Origin of the sequence: Sphingomonas sp. CBMAI 2297 (assembly GCF_029870595.1) — a bacterium.
Classification (GTDB): domain Bacteria; phylum Pseudomonadota; class Alphaproteobacteria; order Sphingomonadales; family Sphingomonadaceae; genus Sphingomonas.
In genome coordinates, this window is the sequence record NZ_JAPDIR010000001.1 from 169,759 (window position 1) to 185,430 (window position 15,672).

The following is a 15,672-nucleotide window of genomic DNA, read 5'->3' on the forward strand; positions in this document are numbered from 1 at the left end:
CCGATTCGACTCCCCTATTCGCGGAAAAGCCGCGCGGGCGCGCGCCTATCTCCCGGGGCGAAGGAGAATGTCATGATCGACCATATCGAGATCCGCACCACCCGCCTGGCCGAGAGCCTGGCCTTCTATGCCGATGCCCTGGCACCGCTCGGCTATACCCAGAAGGTCGACGGCCCGGCCAAGGGCTTCGGCAATGATTCCGCGCTCGACCTGTTCCTGGTCGAAGGCGAGGCGCCGTCCGACCTCCACTTCGCCTTTGCCGCGCCCGATCGCGCCACGGTCGACCGAATCTATGCCGCCGGCCGCGATGCCGGCCATGTCCTCGATCGCGCGCCCGCGCTCGCCCCGCACATCCATCCCAATTATTACGCCGGATATCTTCGCGATCCCGATGGGCGGCTGATCGAATTCGTCTGCCACGGACCTAATTGACAGGCCTGTCAATTTCTCCCGATCGGCGTATCATCTTCAAAAATACGCAAAAGGGAGAGAGGGATGCTTCGATTCTGCGCGCTCGCGACGGTGCTGCTCGCCGTTACTCCGGCCCTGGCCCGCGACCTCGTCGTCGAGGCTGGGCCCAATGCCCAGGAACGGCTCCAGTCCGCGCTGCTCGACGCCAGGCCGGGCGACACCGTCCGCATCGGCGCCGGCCGCTTCGAGCTGACCGACGGGCTCAGCCTCGACGTGAACGGCGTCACGGTGCGGGGCGCCGGGGCCGAGCGGACGGTGCTCAGCTTCAAGGGGCAGCTGGGCGCGGGCGAGGGGCTGCTGGTCACTTCGGACGATGTGGTGCTGCGCGACTTCGCGGTGGAGGATTCGAAGGGCGACGGCATCAAGTCCAAGGGAGCCGACCGGATCGTCTACAAGAATGTCCGCGTCGAATGGACCGGCGGGCCCAAGGCGACCAACGGCGCCTATGGCGTCTATCCGGTCGAGAGCGAGGATGTGCTGATCGACGGCGTCACCGTTAAGGGCGCTTCGGATGCGGGCATCTATGTCGGCCAGTCCAACCGGATCGTCGTGCGCAATTCCACCGCGATGTACAATGTCGCCGGGATCGAGATCGAGAATAGCGGCTTTGCCGAAGTCACCAACAATCTCGCCACCCACAACACCGGCGGCATCCTGGTGTTCGACCTGCCCGCCCTGCCCCGGCGCGGGGCCGGCTGGGTGAAGGTGCACGGCAACAGGGCGATCGACAACGATACCCCCAATTTCGCCCCGCCCGGCAACACCGTCGCCACTGTCCCCACCGGCACCGGCGTGCTGGTGATGGCCGAGAACGACGTCAGCGTGACCAGCAACGAACTCAGCGGCAACGGCACCGCCAACATCATGGTCGTCGCCTATCGCCAGCCCTTCGAGGACAAGGGCTATGATCCCTATCCCCGCAACATCCGCCTCGCCGGCAACAAGCATGGCCGGGCCGGCTTCGCCCCCGCCATGCCCGGCGGCAAGGAGCTTGCGGCGGCGCTGGGCGGCGCGCTGCCGCCCGTCTTCTGGGACGGCACCGGCGGCGACAAGGTGCGCCTCACCGGGGATGACGGACCGGTGCTGACCCTGGGTCTTGCGCTCGGCGCCGGCATCGAGACCGCCAGGCCGCAGATGATCAAGCTCGACAACGCGGCCCCGCCGCCCTGGCAGAGCTTCAAGCTCCCGCCCGCGATGGAGGCCGCCGCCAAATGAAGGCGCTGCTCGGCGCGGTCGCCCTGTTCGCCGCCGCGCTGCTCGGCCGGCCGGGCGGAGTGAACGACGCGGCGATCACCGGCGAGGGCTATCCCGCGCGCCTCTCCGAATTCGGCTTCTTCACCGATCTCGCGGCGCGCGCCCCGGCCCGGGGCCTGTTCCATTACGACCTCGAGACTCCGCTCTTCTCGGACTATGCGGCCAAGGAGCGCTATATCTACCTGCCCGCCGGCACCCGGGCAAAATATGATCCGGACGGGCCGCTCGATCTCCCGGTCGGGGCGGCGCTGGTCAAGACCTTCGGCTATCCGGTGGACGGCCGGTTCAAGCCGCTGGAAACCCGGGTGCTGCTCCACCGGGCCGGCGGCTGGGTGCCGATACCCTATGTCTGGAACGCGGAGGGAACCGATGCGGAGGTGAAGCGCGCCGGCACGCGCATCCCCGTTGCCTTCACCGATCCGTCCGGCGAGCGGCACGCCATTTCCTATGCCGTGCCCAACCAGAACCAGTGCAAGGATTGCCACGGCCTGGCCGGCCAGGTCACGCCGATCGGCATCAAGGCGCGCTATCTCAACCATGGCGGCCAGCTCGAGGCGATGCTGGCCGCCGGCATGCTCGACCGGCTTCCGGCGGACGCGCCCCGCGTCGCCCGCTGGGACGACCGCGCCGCGCCGCTCGACGCGCGCGCCCGTGCCTGGCTGGAGATCAACTGCGCGCATTGCCACAATCCGCGGGGCGCCGCGTCCAATTCGGGCCTGTTCCTCGATCTCGCCCGTGCCGATCCCGAGCAGCGCGGGCTGTTCAAGCGCCCCACCGCCGCCGGGCGCGGGGCGGGCACGCGCGATTTCGACATCGTTCCCGGCGCGCCCGACGCCTCGATCCTGCTCTACCGGATGGAATCGACCGATCCCGGCATCGCCATGCCCGAGCTCGGCCGCGCCACCGTCCACAAGGAAGGCGTGGCGCTGGTCCGCCAATGGATCGAATCGATGCCGAAATCCGCGCCGGGGCGTTAGAGCCCGCCAACCGGAGGGCAGAGTGCGCGTCGTCACCTTGGCAAGCGAAGACGATTTCGAGGGCTGGCGCGATGCCGCGCGCGGGCTTGCCCAGGCCGGCGTCCCCCCGTCGGAAATCCTCTGGCAGGTCGGCGAGACTCCGACGGACCTGTTCGCCGGCGAAGCCGCGATGCCGGTGGTCGCGTCCCGCGTCGTCAAGGTCCCGCCCCGATTCCTGGACCTCGCCCGGTCGGCGATCCTGCACGGCGATCCCGCGCGCTTCGCGCTGCTCTATGCGCTGCTAGCCGACGATCCCCGCCGCATCGCCGACCCGGCCGATCCGCGCGTCCGCCGGCTCGAGGCGATGGCCCGCGAAGTCCGCCGCGACATCCACAAGATGCGTGCCTTTGTCCGGTTCCGTGAAGTACGCGACTCCCCGGCTTTCCCGGGCATCGGCGCGCCCGGCGTCCGCTATGTCGCCTGGTTCGAGCCGGCCCATCACATCGTCCGCGCCAATGCCCGCTTCTTCGTCGAGCGGTTCGCCACTATGCGCTGGTCGATCCTCACGCCCGCGCTCTCGCTCCACTGGGATGCCGAGGTGCTGCGCGAAGGCCCCGGCGCCAGCCGGGCGGAGGCTCCCGGCGAGGATCCGGTGGAGGATATCTGGAAGACCTATTACGCCGCGATCTTCAATCCGGCCCGGCTGAAGACCGGTGCGATGCTCCGGGAGATGCCGCGCAAATACTGGAAAAACATGCCGGAAACCGCGTTGGTGCGGGAACTGGTCGCAACCGCGCGCCAGCGGGAGACGGCGATGGTGGCGGCACATGTCCGGTCGGGCGGCGATGCCGATGCGGCATGGCGGGCGCTGCGCGACGAGGCGGCGCACTGCACCCGCTGCGACCTGCACCGGCATGCCATGCGGACCGTGTTCGGCGAAGGCTCGCCCGATGCCCGGATGATGCTCGTCGGCGAGCAGCCCGGCGATCAGGAGGATCTGGCCGGTCGCCCGTTCGTCGGCCCCGCCGGGGAGATGCTCGACCGCGCCATGGCCGCGGCGGGGATCGATCGCGCCAGCGTCTACGTCACCAACGCGGTCAAGCATTTCAAGTTCGAGCGCCGCGGCAAGCGCCGCATCCATGCGAGGCCCGATGCCGGCGAGATCCAGGCCTGCCGCTGGTGGTACGAGCAGGAACGCGCGCTGGTGAAGCCCGGGATGACCGTGGCGCTGGGCGCGTCCGCCGCCCGTCAGCTGCTCGGCAGGGCCGTGACGATCGCGGCGACGCGCGGCCGGGTGCTGGAGCTGCCCGAAGGCGGGCTCGGCTGGGTGACGATCCACCCCAGCTATCTCCTGCGCCTGCCCGACCGGGCGAAGGCGGAGGATGAATTCGCGGCGTTCGTGGAAGACCTGGCGGCGGCGGCGAAGGCTCTGGCCTAGCCAGAGCCGCTCCGGTGCGGGCCGGGGCATTTTCAGAACTCGCGCGTTGTCATCGTCTCCAGGAGAAAGCGCATGCGAATCCTGCGCATGGCCGGCGCGTTGGCGCTGGCCGTCCCGGCTATAATGGCGACCATCATCGCGGCGATCCTCACCATCGCGGTGACCATGATCGTTCCTGATCGGATCCCAGGCCGCTGAACCCCGGGGCCCGCCGCGCGTTATGCGCGGCGGGGCTTGTTCCTTGCAGCATCATGCAGTATTGTTCGTTCGAACGAACAGGGCTTGCGATGACCAGCCAGACGCTGATCGAGACGGCGATCGACCAGTTCGGCCGCCACGGCTTCGAAGGCGCGAGCACGCGGGAGATCGCGCGCGCCTCGGGCACGGCGATGTCGTCGATCACCTATCATTTCGGCGGCAAGCAGGGGCTGTACCTCGCCGCCGCCGATCACATCGCCGCCCGTGTCCGCGAGATCCAGGGCCCCGCGCTTGAAATCGCCCGCGAAACCGCGCGCGCCGGCACGCGCGAACAGGCGACCGAGGCGCTGCTCGCCTTGCTCGACGGCTTCGCGCTGATGATGATCCGCCCCGAATCCGAAGCCTGGTCGCTGTTCATCACGCGCGAGCAACAGGCCCCTACCGAGGCTTTCGACCGGATCTACACCGGCGTGATGCAGGAGGTCGTGGGCGTCTTCGTCGCGCTTCTTGGCCGTATCCGCACCGATCTTGGCGAGCGCGAAGTGCTGGCCATGGGGATCATGCTGTTCGGCCAGACGCTGGTGCTGCGGGTCTGCCGTGCCGCCGTCACCCGCATCCTCTCGGTAGAGACGATCGACGAGCCCACCCGGGCGCTCCTTCGCGCGCGGCTGCGCGCCAATGCCCTCTGCATCCTGTCGGAGAATGCCGCATGAACCGCCGCCGCATCGCGATCTTCGTCGTCATCGTCGGGCTGGTGATCGCCGCGATCGCCACCAGCGGCTTCGGCCTGTTCAAGGCGCGGGACGATGGCGCGCTTCGGCTGAACGGCAATGTCGATATCCGCGAAGTCGATCTCGGCTTCCGGGTGAGCGGCCGCATTGCCGCGATCGGCGTGGAGGAAGGCGCGCGCGTGAAGCAGGGCCAGCTGCTCGCCACGCTCGATGCCGCCACGCTCGACAGCCGCATCGCCCAGGCGGACGCGCAGGTCTCGCAGGCTGAGGCGCAGCTCGCCAAGCTCCGCAACGGCAATCGCGCGCAGGACATCGCCCAGGCCCGCGCCCGCGCGGATGCCGCCGCCGCGGTGGCGCAGGATGCCGAGCGCGACTATGCGCGGCGCCAGCCGCTGGTCGAGCCCGGCGCGATCAGCCGGGACGTCTGGGAGCAGACGGTGGCGGCGCGGGACAAGGCGCGTGCCGATCTTGCCCAGGCGCGCCAGGCGCTCTCGCTGATGCACGCCGGCAGCCGCAAGGAGGACGTCGCCGCGGCCGCCGCCGACGTCCGCGCCGCCATGGCCGCGCGCCAGGGCGCCGCGACCGATCTCGGCGATGCCCGGCTGCTCGCCTCGACCGACGGCACGGTGGTGACGCGCGCCCGCGAGCCCGGCGCGATCGTCCAGCCCGGCGAGACGGTCCTGACGCTGGCGATCCTGCGGCCGTTGCGCGTGCGCGCCTATGTCGCGGAGAGCGATCTTTCGCGGATCGGCCCGGGGATGAAGGTGGTCGTCTCCGCCGACGGCAATCCCAGGCGCTATCACGGCACGATCGGCTATATCTCGCCGCGCGCCGAGTTCACGCCCAAGACGGTCGAGACCGAGAATCTGCGCACCGATCTCGTCTATCAGCTGCGCATCATCGTCGACGATCCGGACGACGCGCTGCGCCAGGGCCAGCCGGTGAGCGTCTCGGTGCCCGGCGCGCGGCCTAAGCACAAGGATTGAGGGGGGTGGTGCGCGCTTCCCCGCGCATTCCCCTCCCTGGAAGGGAGAAGATGACCCAATCCCTCGCCCAAACCACCGATCTCGTGAAATGCTTCGGCGACAACCGTGCGCTCGACGGCGTGGCGATGGCGATCGCGCCGGGACGGATCACCGGGCTGGTCGGACCGGACGGGGCGGGCAAGACCACGCTGATCCGCATCCTGGCCGGGCTGATGGCGCCGAGTTCGGGAATCGTGGAGGTGCTCGGCGGCGCGCCGGGCGAGAAGCTCGACGATCTCGGCTATATGCCCCAGCGCTTCGGCCTCTACGAAGACCTGTCCGTCATCGAGAACCTCGAATTATACGCCGAAGTGCGCGGCCTGCCGAAGGACGAGCGGCGGGCGAGCTTCGACCGGCTGCTCGAATTCACCGATCTCGCCCGTTTCCAGGATCGGCTGGCGGGCAAGCTCTCGGGCGGCATGAAGCAGAAGCTGGGCCTTGCCTGCGCGCTGGTGAAGACGCCCAGGGTGCTGCTGCTCGACGAGCCCGGCGTCGGCGTCGACCCGATCAGCCGCCGCGAGCTCTGGAGCATGGTCGGCGACCTGACCGGGCAGGGCATCGGCGTGCTGTGGTCGACGGCCTATCTCGACGAGGCGGAGAAGTGCGACACCGTCTATCTGCTCAACGAAGGCAAGCTGCTGTTCGACGGGCCGCCGGCGGAGCTGACCGGCCGGGTGCGGGACCGGGTGATCCGCGTCACCGGCTTCAAGGAGCGCCGCCGCGCCTTCCTCACCCATGCGCTCGACCGCGACGATGTGATCGACGGCACGATCCAGGGCCGCTCGGTGCGGCTGCTGCTCCGGGACGGCAGGCCGGTGCCCGATGCCGGCGCCTTCGCGGCCGGCCCGGACACCGAAGTCCAGGCTGCCGATCCGCGCTTCGAGGACGGCTTCATCGAGCGGCTGGGCGGCGGCCCCAAGGGCACGTCCGCGCTGGCGGAGCGCTATCGCACCATCCCCGAAACCGATGTCGATGCGATCGCGGCGAACGGCCTCACCAAGGTCTTCGGCGACTTCACCGCGGCCAGGGACATGAACTTCCGCATCCCCAGGGGCCAGATATTCGGGCTTCTCGGCCCGAACGGAGCGGGCAAGTCGACCACGTTCAAGATGCTCTGCGGGCTGCTTTCGCCCACGTCGGGGACCGGCGCGGTCGCGGGCCGGTCGCTGCGCCACAGCCGTGCCGACGCCCGCGCCCAGCTGGGCTATATGGCCCAGAAATTCTCCCTCTATGGCGATCTCTCGGTTCGCCAGAATCTCGATTTCTTCGCCGGCGCCTATGACCTGCCGCGCGACAAGGCGCGCCGGGCGATCGCGGCGATGATCGAGATCTTCGAGCTTCAGGACAAGCTCGACGTCAATGCCGGCACCCTGCCGCTGGGCTTCAAGCAGCGCCTCGCCCTGGCCTGCGCGGTGATGCACGAGCCGCCGGTGCTGTTCCTCGACGAGCCGACTTCAGGCGTCGATCCCGTCACGCGCCGCGAATTCTGGATGCACATCAACGGCCTGGTCGAGAAGGGCGTGACCGTGCTGGTCACCACCCATTTCATGGACGAAGCCGAATATTGCGACCGGGCGACGCTGATCTACCGCGCCGAGCAGATCGCCACCGGCACGCCCGACGAGCTCAAGGCCGAGGCCGCCCGCCTCATCGGGGCGGAGGACCCGACGATGGAGGACGCGTTCATCGCCCTGATCGAGGCGTTCGACCGCAAGCGCGAAGCGAGGGAGGCCGCATGAGTTTCCGCTTCGACCTCAGGCGCCTGGCGGCGCTGGTCCGCAAGGAGGGCGCGCAGATCCTGCGCGATCCCTCCACTTTCCTGATCGCCTTCGTGCTGCCGATGATCCTGCTCTTCCTGTTCGGCTATGCGGTCTCGCTCGACAGCACGCGCACCCGGGTGGGCCTGGTGATCCAGGACGGCAGCGGCCCCGCGCTCCGCCTGGCCCAGGCCTATCGCAGCTCGCGCTATTTCTTGGTGACCGAGGCGCGCACCGTCGCGGAAGTGCGCGACAAGCTGATCGATGGCGAGCTGCGCGCGCTGATCGTCATCCCCCAGGATTTCGGCCAGGGCGTGAAGCGCGGCAAGGTCCCGCCGATCCAGATCGTCACCGACGGTTCCCAGCCCAACACCGCCAATTTCGCCGCGGCCTATGGCGAAGGCGTTCGCGCGACCTGGGCCGCGGCCGAGGGGCTGGAGCGCGATCCCGGCGCCCGCGAGGCGCCGGTCACCATCTCGGCGCGCTACTGGTACAATCCCGAGCTCAAGAGCAGATTCTTCCTCGTCCCCGGATCGATCGCGAACGTGATGACGATGGTCGGCACCCTGCTCACCGCGCTCGTCGTCGCCCGCGAATGGGAGCGGGGGACGATGGAGGCGATGATGGCCACGCCGATCTCGATGGCCGAGTTCATCGCCAGCAAGGTCATCCCCTATTTCTTCCTGGCCCAGGCCTCGATGACGCTCTGCGCGGTAATCGGGATATGGATATTCGGCGTGCCGTTCCGCGGCTCGATCTTCGCGCTCTACGCCATCTCCTCGGCCTTTCTGATGCCGGCGCTGGGCCTGGGCCTGTTCATCTCGGCGGCGACCAAGAACCAGTTCGTCGCGAGCCAGGTGGCGCTGCTCTCGGCCTTTCTGCCGACCTTCCTGCTCTCCGGCTTCATCTTCGAGATCGGCTCGATGCCCTGGCCGATCCAGGCGCTGACCTATATCGTCCCGGCGCGCTACCTGATCCCCAGCCTCGAGACGGTGTTCCTGGCCGGCGACCAATGGGGGCTGCTGCTGCCGAACATCGGCATCATGCTGGCCTTCGGCATGGTCTTCTTCACGCTCTCCTTCCGCGTCACTCGCCGGAGCCTCGACTGATGCGCCGCTTGTTCGCCATGATCGTCAAGGAGATGTGGGCGGTGCTGCGCGATCCGCAGGCGCGGCTGGTGCTGTTCGTGCCGCCGCTGATGCAGCTCTTCATCTTCACCTATGCCACCACGCTCGACGTGAAGAATGTCGATATCGGCATCCTCGACCGCAGCTCGGGCGCGCATTCGGTCGAGCTGGTCCAGCGCATCGCCGGCAGCCCCAATTTCCGCCGGATCGAGCGGCTGGCGACGCCGGCCGCGCTCAAGTCGGCGATCGACAACCAGAAGGTGATCGCCGCCCTGGTGATAGACGAGGATTTCGACCGCAACCTCGCGCGCGGCAAGACCGCCACGATCGGCCTGGTGCTCGATGGCCGCCGCTCCAACGCGGCGCAGATCGTGGCGGGCTATGTCACCAACATCGCCGGCACCCTGGGCGCCGAGCTGGCCCCGCCGCAGCTGCGCGGGCAGGCGGGCGGCAGCGTGGTGACCAACTGGTACAATCCGGCGCTCGACTATATCTGGTTCACGCTCCCTTCGCTCGTCGCGATCATCACTTCGGTGGCGGGGCTCGCCATCACCTCGCAATCGGTGGCGCGCGAGCGCGAGCTGGGGACGTTCGACCAGCTGATGGTCTCGCCCTTGCGGGTCCATGAGATACTGATCGGCAAGATGGTGCCGCCCTTCGTGATCGGGATGATCAACGGCAGCGTCTATCTGGTGGTGGCGCCGCTGGTCTTCGGCGTGCCCTTCACCGGATCGCTGCTGCTCTTCTGGCTGTCGCTCGGCATGTATCTGCTCGCGCTGATCGGCATGGGCATGCTCGTCTCGGCCGCATCGCAGACGCAGCAGCAGGCCTTTCTCGGCGTGTTCCTCGTCACCACGCCGCTGATCCTGCTCTCCGGCTATGCCAGCCCGATCGACAACATGCCCGATTGGCTGCAGACGATCACCTATCTCGATCCCGCCCGCTATTTCCTCGTCATCGTCCAGGGGCTGTTCCTCAAGGCGATGCCGGCGGAAGCGGTGTTCCACCAGCTCTGGCCGCTCGCGCTGATCGCCTGCGTCACGCTCTCCGCCTCGGCCTGGCTCTTCCGCGCGCGCATGGAGTGATCCCGATGATCCGCTCGCTTCCCCTGTTCCTGCCGCCCCTGCTGCTGGCTTCCGCCTGCACGGTCGGGCCGGACTATCACGCGCCCGAGACCAAGGCGGCACCCCAGTGGCTGGAGGCCGGCGCGCCGGGCCAGGTCGACCTGAGCTGGTGGGACCGGTTCGGCGATCCGCAGCTCTCCGCGCTGGTGCGGCGCGCGGTGGCTTCCAGCCCCGATCTCAAGGAGGCCCAGGGCCGGCTCGCCGAGGCGCGGGCCAATCGCGAGGCGATTGCGGGCGGGCGGCTGCCCAGCGTCACCGCCACCGGCTCGGGGACGGAGAATGTGCTGAGCAACAACGGCCAGCTGCCGCTCGGCAGCATTCCCTTTCCCGGTTTCTCGCGCGATTTCCCGCTCTTCGACCTGGGCTTCGACGCGAGCTGGGAAATCGACCTGTGGGGGCGCCGCACGCGCCAGATGCAGGGCGCCGCGGCGCGCGAGCAGAGCGCGGAATTCGCCCGGCGCGACGTGATGCTGACGCTGATCGCCGAAGTGGTGCGCAGCTATATGGACCTGCGCGCCGCCCAGGCCGATACGGCCACCGCCGAGCAGCAGGCGCTGTCCAATGCCGAGCTCGCCCGCCTCACCCGCCTGCGCTTCGATGCCGGCGAGGCTTCGCGCCTCGACCTCGAACGGGCCGACGCCGCCGCCCGGGCAAGCGCGGCGGCGGTGCCCAATGCCCGGGCGCAGGCCAGCGCCGCCGCCTATCGCATCGCCACGCTGGCGGGCGCGCCGCCCGAGCAGCTGGTGCCCGAGCTGCAGGCCCCGGGCTCCTTGCCGGCGAGCCCCGATGCGATCCTGGTGGGGCTGCGTTCCGAGCTGCTCGAGCGCCGCCCCGATGTGCGCCGCGCCGAGCGCGACCTGGCCGCGGCCACCGCCGATATCGGTGTCGCCACCGCCGATCTCTTCCCGCGCTTCAGCCTGTTCGGCAGCATCGGCCAGCAGGCGCGCAAGCCCGGCGATCTCTTCTCGACCGATTCGACGCGCCTGCAGATCGGGCCCAGCTTTTCCTGGCCGATCTTCCAGGGCGGCACGATCCGCGCCCAGATCCGCGCCGCCGATGCGCGCGCGGACCAGGCCGCGGCGCGCTACGAAAAGGCCGTGATCGGCGCGCTTTCCGACAGCGAGGCGGCGATCAACCGCTTCCTCAACGCGCGTGCCGCCGCGGAGGATGCCGCCGCGTCGCTCCAGCGCGAACAGGGGGCCTTCGCGCTTGCCCGGAAGCGCGCCGATCGCGGCGAGGACGACCGGCTGACGCTGGAGCGCGCCCGCCAGTCGCTGCTTGCCGCCGAGCAGCGCGACCAGCAGGCACGCGCGGCCAAGGCGCAGGCGGCGACGGCGCTCTACAAGGCGCTGGGCGGGGGCTGGAGCTGAGCCCGGGACAATCCTTCGTCGCCCTTGCTATGTAGGATTTCGCCTGCTTGCGTCTCGCAGCCGAGCTTCGCGTCCGGCCGCTCTTTGTCTTGTTGCATGGATAGGATCACGCACACGCAAGAATGTTGCGAGATGCGGCCGGTTGACGGGAAATTAGGGAAAATAGGCTGCCGCGAGAACTGCGCTTGGCGTGAACTTTGGCGAGTCCCCCGGCGACGCGCAGTTCGAGAACGCGACGGCGGTTCAGGCGGCCGGCATGCGGATCTCGAAGCGGGTCCCGCGCTCGGCCGCCGCCAGCGCGATCGTCCCGCCATGCGAGGCGAGCAGCGAGCGGGCGATCGGCAGGCCCAGCCCGGTGCCGCCCGCGGCACGGCGGCTGGTGAAGAAGGGCTCGAAGATCCGGGCGCGATCCGCCTCCGGGATGCCGGGGCCGTCATCGGCGACGGTCAGCAGGATCTCGCCGCCCGCCTCCTCCGCCGCCAGCCGCACCCGGTCCGCGCCGGCCTGGCGGCTGTTCTCGACCAGGCTGCCGACGATCGCCTCCAGCATCGGCCCGGGCAGGGCGGCGCGGGGCAGCGCGCCGGGCACGTCGATCGCGAAGGCCAGCCCGCGCTCGCCCCAGGCATCGGCGATGCGGTGCAGCGCGGGCGCGATATCGGTGGCCGCATCGGCATCGGTTTCGGCCATGTCGGCGCGCGCCAGCTCGAGCAGGCGCGTGACGAGCTGGGCGAGCCGGTCGGCATCGGCGCCGGCATTGGCGAGGAAGCGGCGGCGGTCCGCCTCGTTCATCCCGGCGTGATGATCCTCTAGGATCTCGATCACGCCGCGGATGCCGGCCAGCGGCGTCTTGAACTCGTGGCTCACCGCATGGGCGAAGTCGCGCAGATAGCGCGAGCGCCGGTCGATCGCGCCGGCCATGGTGGCGAAGTCGGCATAGAGCGCCTGGATCTCGATCGCGGCGGTGCGCGGCACTTCGGGCACGGTGCCGCCGCCGCGCGCGACGTCGCGGGTCGCCTGGCTCAGCATCTCGATCGGCCGGGCGATGCCGCGCGAGAGCAGGCCGCTCAGCACGACGAGCGTGGCGAAGATCGCGCCGATGCCGAACAGGATCTTGCCGCGATCCTCGTAGAGTCCGCGGTACAGCGCGCGGGGCGAGCGCGAGAGCAGCAGGACCGCGACGACCTTGCCGTTCGCCAGCACCGGCCGGGCATGGTGGATGCGCAGGCCGGAGGCGCGGCTCAGCCATTCAAAGGCATATTCGGGACGATAGTCGCCGCGGCGGCGCAGCACGGTCTCGGGTCGGCCGCGGGCCGCCGTGGCGAGCTCGGGCAGGCCGGCCAGGCTCTTGCCGATGTTCCTGCCGATCAGGATGCGGCCGTCGGGGGCGAGCAGCAGGATCGAGGCGAGCGTCGCGTCTTCGGTGGCGGCGACCAGCGGGGCGAGCCGGCCGGCGGCGGCCAGCGCGTCGGGCGAAGCGCTTCCCGGCAGCGCGACCGGTTCGGGGCGCTCGGGCAGCGGCCGGGTGCCCAGGTCGATGGTCGAGAGCGGACCGCCCGCGATGCCGCGCGCGCCCGGCGGCGGCTCGCGCACCAGCTCGGGCCCGGCCGAGCCCGGCCATTCGGCGCTGGCGATGGCGGCAAGGGCGGTGCCCTGGGCGATCAGCTCGGCCTCGGTCTGGCGGACCAGGGTGTTCTCGTAGACGCGCAGGAACAGCGCGCCGGCGCCGGGCAGGGCAGCGACGAATATCAGGGTGGCGAGCAGGATCGTCCGCAACCGCAGCCGCGGCCAGTGGCGCCGCACCGGCGCCTTGAGCGCTTCGATCACGCGCCGGATCGTGCCCCGGATCACTGGCCCGAACACGGGCCGATGCGATATCCGATGCCGGGCCGGGTCTCGATCAGGTCCTGCGCGCCCGCCTGGGCGAATTTGGCGCGCAGGTTGCGGACATGGCTGTCGATCGTCCGGTCGGTGAGCGCGAAGCCCGGCCCGCGCAGCCGATCGATCAGCGCGTCGCGGCTGAACACCCTGGCGGGCATGCCGGCCAGCGTGCGCAAGATGCCGAACTCGGTGACGGTGAGCGGCACCGGGGCGCCCGCCCAGCTGGCGTCCCAGCTCTCGGGATCGAGGGCGAGCCGGCCATGACGGATCGTTCCGGGGGCACGATCGACGGTGGGCGCCTGCGCGGCGGTGCGGCGGAGCACCGCCATCACCCGCGCCACTACCTCGCGCGGCGAGAAGGGCTTGGTGACATAATCGTCCGCGCCCAGCTCGATGCCGAGGATCCGGTCGATCTCGTCGTCGCGCGACGAGAGGAACAGGATGGGCAGCCCGCCCTCGGCACGCAGCCTGCGGCAGACTTCCAGCCCGTCCATGCGGGGCATGTTGATGTCGAGCACGATCAGGTCTGGCTGCTGGCTCTCCGCGATCCGCAGCGTCTCCTCGCCGTCCGCCGCCTCGATCGTCTCCAGCCCCGCCTTGGCGAGCGCGAAGACGAGCAATTGCCGGATGTGCGGATCGTCATCGGCGACGAGGATGGTGCGGGGCATGGGGCATTGGATCATCGCGAAGGTGCTCCGGTCAACGGCGGAGTGGTGTTTTCGACCGCGTCGGCGATCGGGTCGCCGGCCGGCGCGGCGGCCGGACCCGGCGTGGGCTGCTCGGCGGCGATGGGGTGGAGCGTTCCGTCGCAATCCCGCTCCATGCCCGGCAATGGCGTCGCCGCGGCGGGCGGATTGGGGCCGAGCAGGTGCCGCGCCGTCTCCAGCCGATATCGTCCGCGCCAGGTCCAGCTCCGCCAATCGGCTTGCCGCCGAGCGAGATCGGCCATCACCTGCGCGCGGACATGGCGCACCCGGTCGCGGAACCCGGGCGGCAGCGGCCGGCGCTCGAGCGCGACCAGCGAAAGCAGCGCGGCGGGGCCGGTTTGCGCGAGATAGCAGAGGTCCAGCGCCACCCCGCGACCGCTCGTCTCGCGGGCATGGCGCACATTCCAGGCGGCGGCGCTTGCCTCGAGATCGGCGATGCTCGCAGCGCTCAGCACCAGGGCCGCCATCAGCGCATTGGCGTTGATCAGCCAGGCGGCGCTCCTGCCGGCGAGCATCCGCCAGCAGATCAGCGCCAGCCCGATCGCGACCAGCCCCATCCAGGCGAGCGCGGCGATCCGCAGGCTCGTCAGCGAATAGGCCGCGACATAGTCGAGCGTGCGCAGGATCGAGGAGGCGACGAGCAGCAGGTTCTGCGCCACCCACAGCACCACCAGCCGGCGGATCGCCGGATCGGCGGCGCTGGCCGAGCCGGGCTTCAGCGCCACCAGCACGAACAGCCCGGCGAGCAGGGCGGTGGCGATCAGCGGATAGGCACCGCGATGGGCATAGTCGGCCAGCGTCACGCCCGGCGGCAACGGCGCGCCGCTCCACAGAAAGGCGAGGTCGAGCCCGTTCTGGATGGCGAACACGATGTTGAACAGCAGCAGGGAGAGCAGCAGCGAGGCGGCCGGGATGCCGGGCAGGGCGATGTCCGCGCGCGGCAGCAGGGCGGCGGCGCGGGTCGCCCAGCGGGTGGGGCGCAGGCTCGGCCAGATCAGCGCCAGCAGCAGCGCCCAGAACAGCATTTCGCCGAGCCCGGGCAGGCGGACCCGGGCGAGCGCCTGGGCGATGACGGGGTTGGCGCTGGCGAACAGCGCGACGAACAGCGCGGTCATGCCGAGCGGCAAGGCGAGCAGCGCGGCGAGCCTCGCCGGGCCGTGCCCGCCGCGCCGCGGCTTCAGGCGCGCGAGGCGGATCAGGTCGAGCGCCGGGGCGAGCGGTCCGCTCAGCCCGTGCGCGGCCAGGCGCAGGCTCCAGCGCCAGGCATCGTCGAACCGCCCGATGCGCGGCATCAGCGCGGCGATCGAGAGCGCGCTCCAGAACAGCATCCATCCGAGGCCGCCGGGGTCATGGGCGAGCACGACGGCGAAGCCCGCCGCGATCGCCAGCGCGGCCAGGCTCGGCCGCCGGCGGAGCGCCGGGCGGGTGGCGAGCAGCGCGCCGGTCCAGGCAAGGGCGAAGCCGCCGATCCACGATCCCGCCGCGTCGCCGAGGAACAGCCGGTCCATCGCGGCGATGATCGCGATGGCGGCGGCGACCTTGGCCAGAAAGCTGAAGCGTGCGGTGCGGATCATGCGGGTCTCCCGGGTTCGGGATTGCGATGCGCCCGCACCGTCCAGCCCGGGCGCCGAAGGCC

General features: G+C 70.2%; 14 protein-coding genes. 11 read left to right on the top strand and 3 right to left on the bottom strand.

Annotated elements, in window-relative coordinates; all coding sequences use genetic code 11:
• Nucleotides 1-72 precede the first annotated feature (72 nt).
• The 11 genes from OMP43_RS00895 to OMP43_RS00945 all read left to right on the top strand — a co-directional run bounded on the left by OMP43_RS00895 (nucleotide 73) and on the right by OMP43_RS00945 (nucleotide 11,451).
• Nucleotides 73-432, top strand: a complete 360-nt coding sequence (locus OMP43_RS00895; protein ID WP_280277593.1) for a VOC family protein — start codon at nucleotides 73-75, stop codon at nucleotides 430-432.
• 63 nt (nucleotides 433-495) lie between these two features.
• A complete protein-coding gene (locus tag OMP43_RS00900; protein WP_280277594.1) occupies nucleotides 496-1,686 on the top strand; it encodes a parallel beta-helix domain-containing protein in 1,191 nt (396 codons plus the stop codon).
• Nucleotides 1,683-2,702 (top strand): SO2930 family diheme c-type cytochrome, encoded by a 1,020-nt coding sequence (locus OMP43_RS00905; protein ID WP_280277595.1) that lies wholly within the window; start codon nucleotides 1,683-1,685, stop codon nucleotides 2,700-2,702. The genes OMP43_RS00900 and OMP43_RS00905 overlap by 4 nt, the downstream gene beginning before the upstream one ends.
• A 22-nt stretch (nucleotides 2,703-2,724) precedes the next feature.
• Nucleotides 2,725-4,119, top strand: a complete 1,395-nt coding sequence (locus tag OMP43_RS00910; RefSeq protein WP_280277597.1) for a UdgX family uracil-DNA binding protein — start codon at nucleotides 2,725-2,727, stop codon at nucleotides 4,117-4,119.
• A 72-nt stretch (nucleotides 4,120-4,191) separates the two neighbouring features.
• Nucleotides 4,192-4,317 carry a hypothetical protein gene (locus tag OMP43_RS00915; RefSeq protein WP_280277599.1) on the top strand — a complete coding sequence of 42 codons (126 nt, stop codon included), beginning with the start codon at nucleotides 4,192-4,194 and terminating at the stop codon, nucleotides 4,315-4,317.
• Nucleotides 4,318-4,406: 89 nt separating this feature from the next.
• A complete protein-coding gene (locus tag OMP43_RS00920; protein WP_280277600.1) occupies nucleotides 4,407-5,030 on the top strand; it encodes a CerR family C-terminal domain-containing protein in 624 nt (207 codons plus the stop codon).
• Nucleotides 5,027-6,034, top strand: coding sequence for an HlyD family efflux transporter periplasmic adaptor subunit (locus OMP43_RS00925; protein ID WP_280277601.1), 1,008 nt, complete (start codon nucleotides 5,027-5,029; stop codon nucleotides 6,032-6,034). Before OMP43_RS00920 ends, OMP43_RS00925 begins: the two co-directional genes overlap by 4 nt.
• A gap of 50 nt (nucleotides 6,035-6,084) precedes the next feature.
• Nucleotides 6,085-7,812, top strand: coding sequence for an ATP-binding cassette domain-containing protein (locus tag OMP43_RS00930; RefSeq protein ID WP_280277602.1), 1,728 nt, complete (start codon nucleotides 6,085-6,087; stop codon nucleotides 7,810-7,812).
• On the top strand, nucleotides 7,809-8,939 hold the full coding sequence (locus OMP43_RS00935; RefSeq protein WP_280277604.1) for an ABC transporter permease: 1,131 nt from the start codon (nucleotides 7,809-7,811) through the stop codon (nucleotides 8,937-8,939). The genes OMP43_RS00930 and OMP43_RS00935 overlap by 4 nt, the downstream gene beginning before the upstream one ends.
• Nucleotides 8,939-10,042 (top strand): ABC transporter permease, encoded by a 1,104-nt coding sequence (locus OMP43_RS00940; protein WP_280277605.1) that lies wholly within the window; start codon nucleotides 8,939-8,941, stop codon nucleotides 10,040-10,042. The genes OMP43_RS00935 and OMP43_RS00940 overlap by 1 nt, the downstream gene beginning before the upstream one ends.
• Before the next feature lie 5 nt (nucleotides 10,043-10,047).
• On the top strand, nucleotides 10,048-11,451 hold the full coding sequence (locus OMP43_RS00945) for an efflux transporter outer membrane subunit (protein ID WP_280277606.1): 1,404 nt from the start codon (nucleotides 10,048-10,050) through the stop codon (nucleotides 11,449-11,451).
• A 243-nt stretch (nucleotides 11,452-11,694) separates the two neighbouring features.
• On the opposite strand, the gene OMP43_RS00950 is transcribed toward OMP43_RS00945, so the two are convergent.
• The 3 genes from OMP43_RS00950 to OMP43_RS00960 are packed head-to-tail and all read right to left on the bottom strand — an operon-like array spanning nucleotide 11,695 to nucleotide 15,610.
• Nucleotides 11,695-13,275: a HAMP domain-containing sensor histidine kinase gene (locus OMP43_RS00950; RefSeq protein ID WP_280277607.1), complete on the bottom strand. Its 1,581-nt coding sequence runs from the start codon at nucleotides 13,273-13,275 to the stop codon at nucleotides 11,695-11,697.
• 20 nt (nucleotides 13,276-13,295) lie between these two features.
• Entirely contained in the window at nucleotides 13,296-13,997 is a 702-nt protein-coding gene (locus OMP43_RS00955; protein WP_280277608.1) for a response regulator transcription factor, read from the bottom strand.
• A gap of 11 nt (nucleotides 13,998-14,008) precedes the next feature.
• Nucleotides 14,009-15,610: a DUF4173 domain-containing protein gene (locus OMP43_RS00960; protein ID WP_280277609.1), complete on the bottom strand. Its 1,602-nt coding sequence runs from the start codon at nucleotides 15,608-15,610 to the stop codon at nucleotides 14,009-14,011.
• Nucleotides 15,611-15,672: the final 62 nt, after the last annotated feature.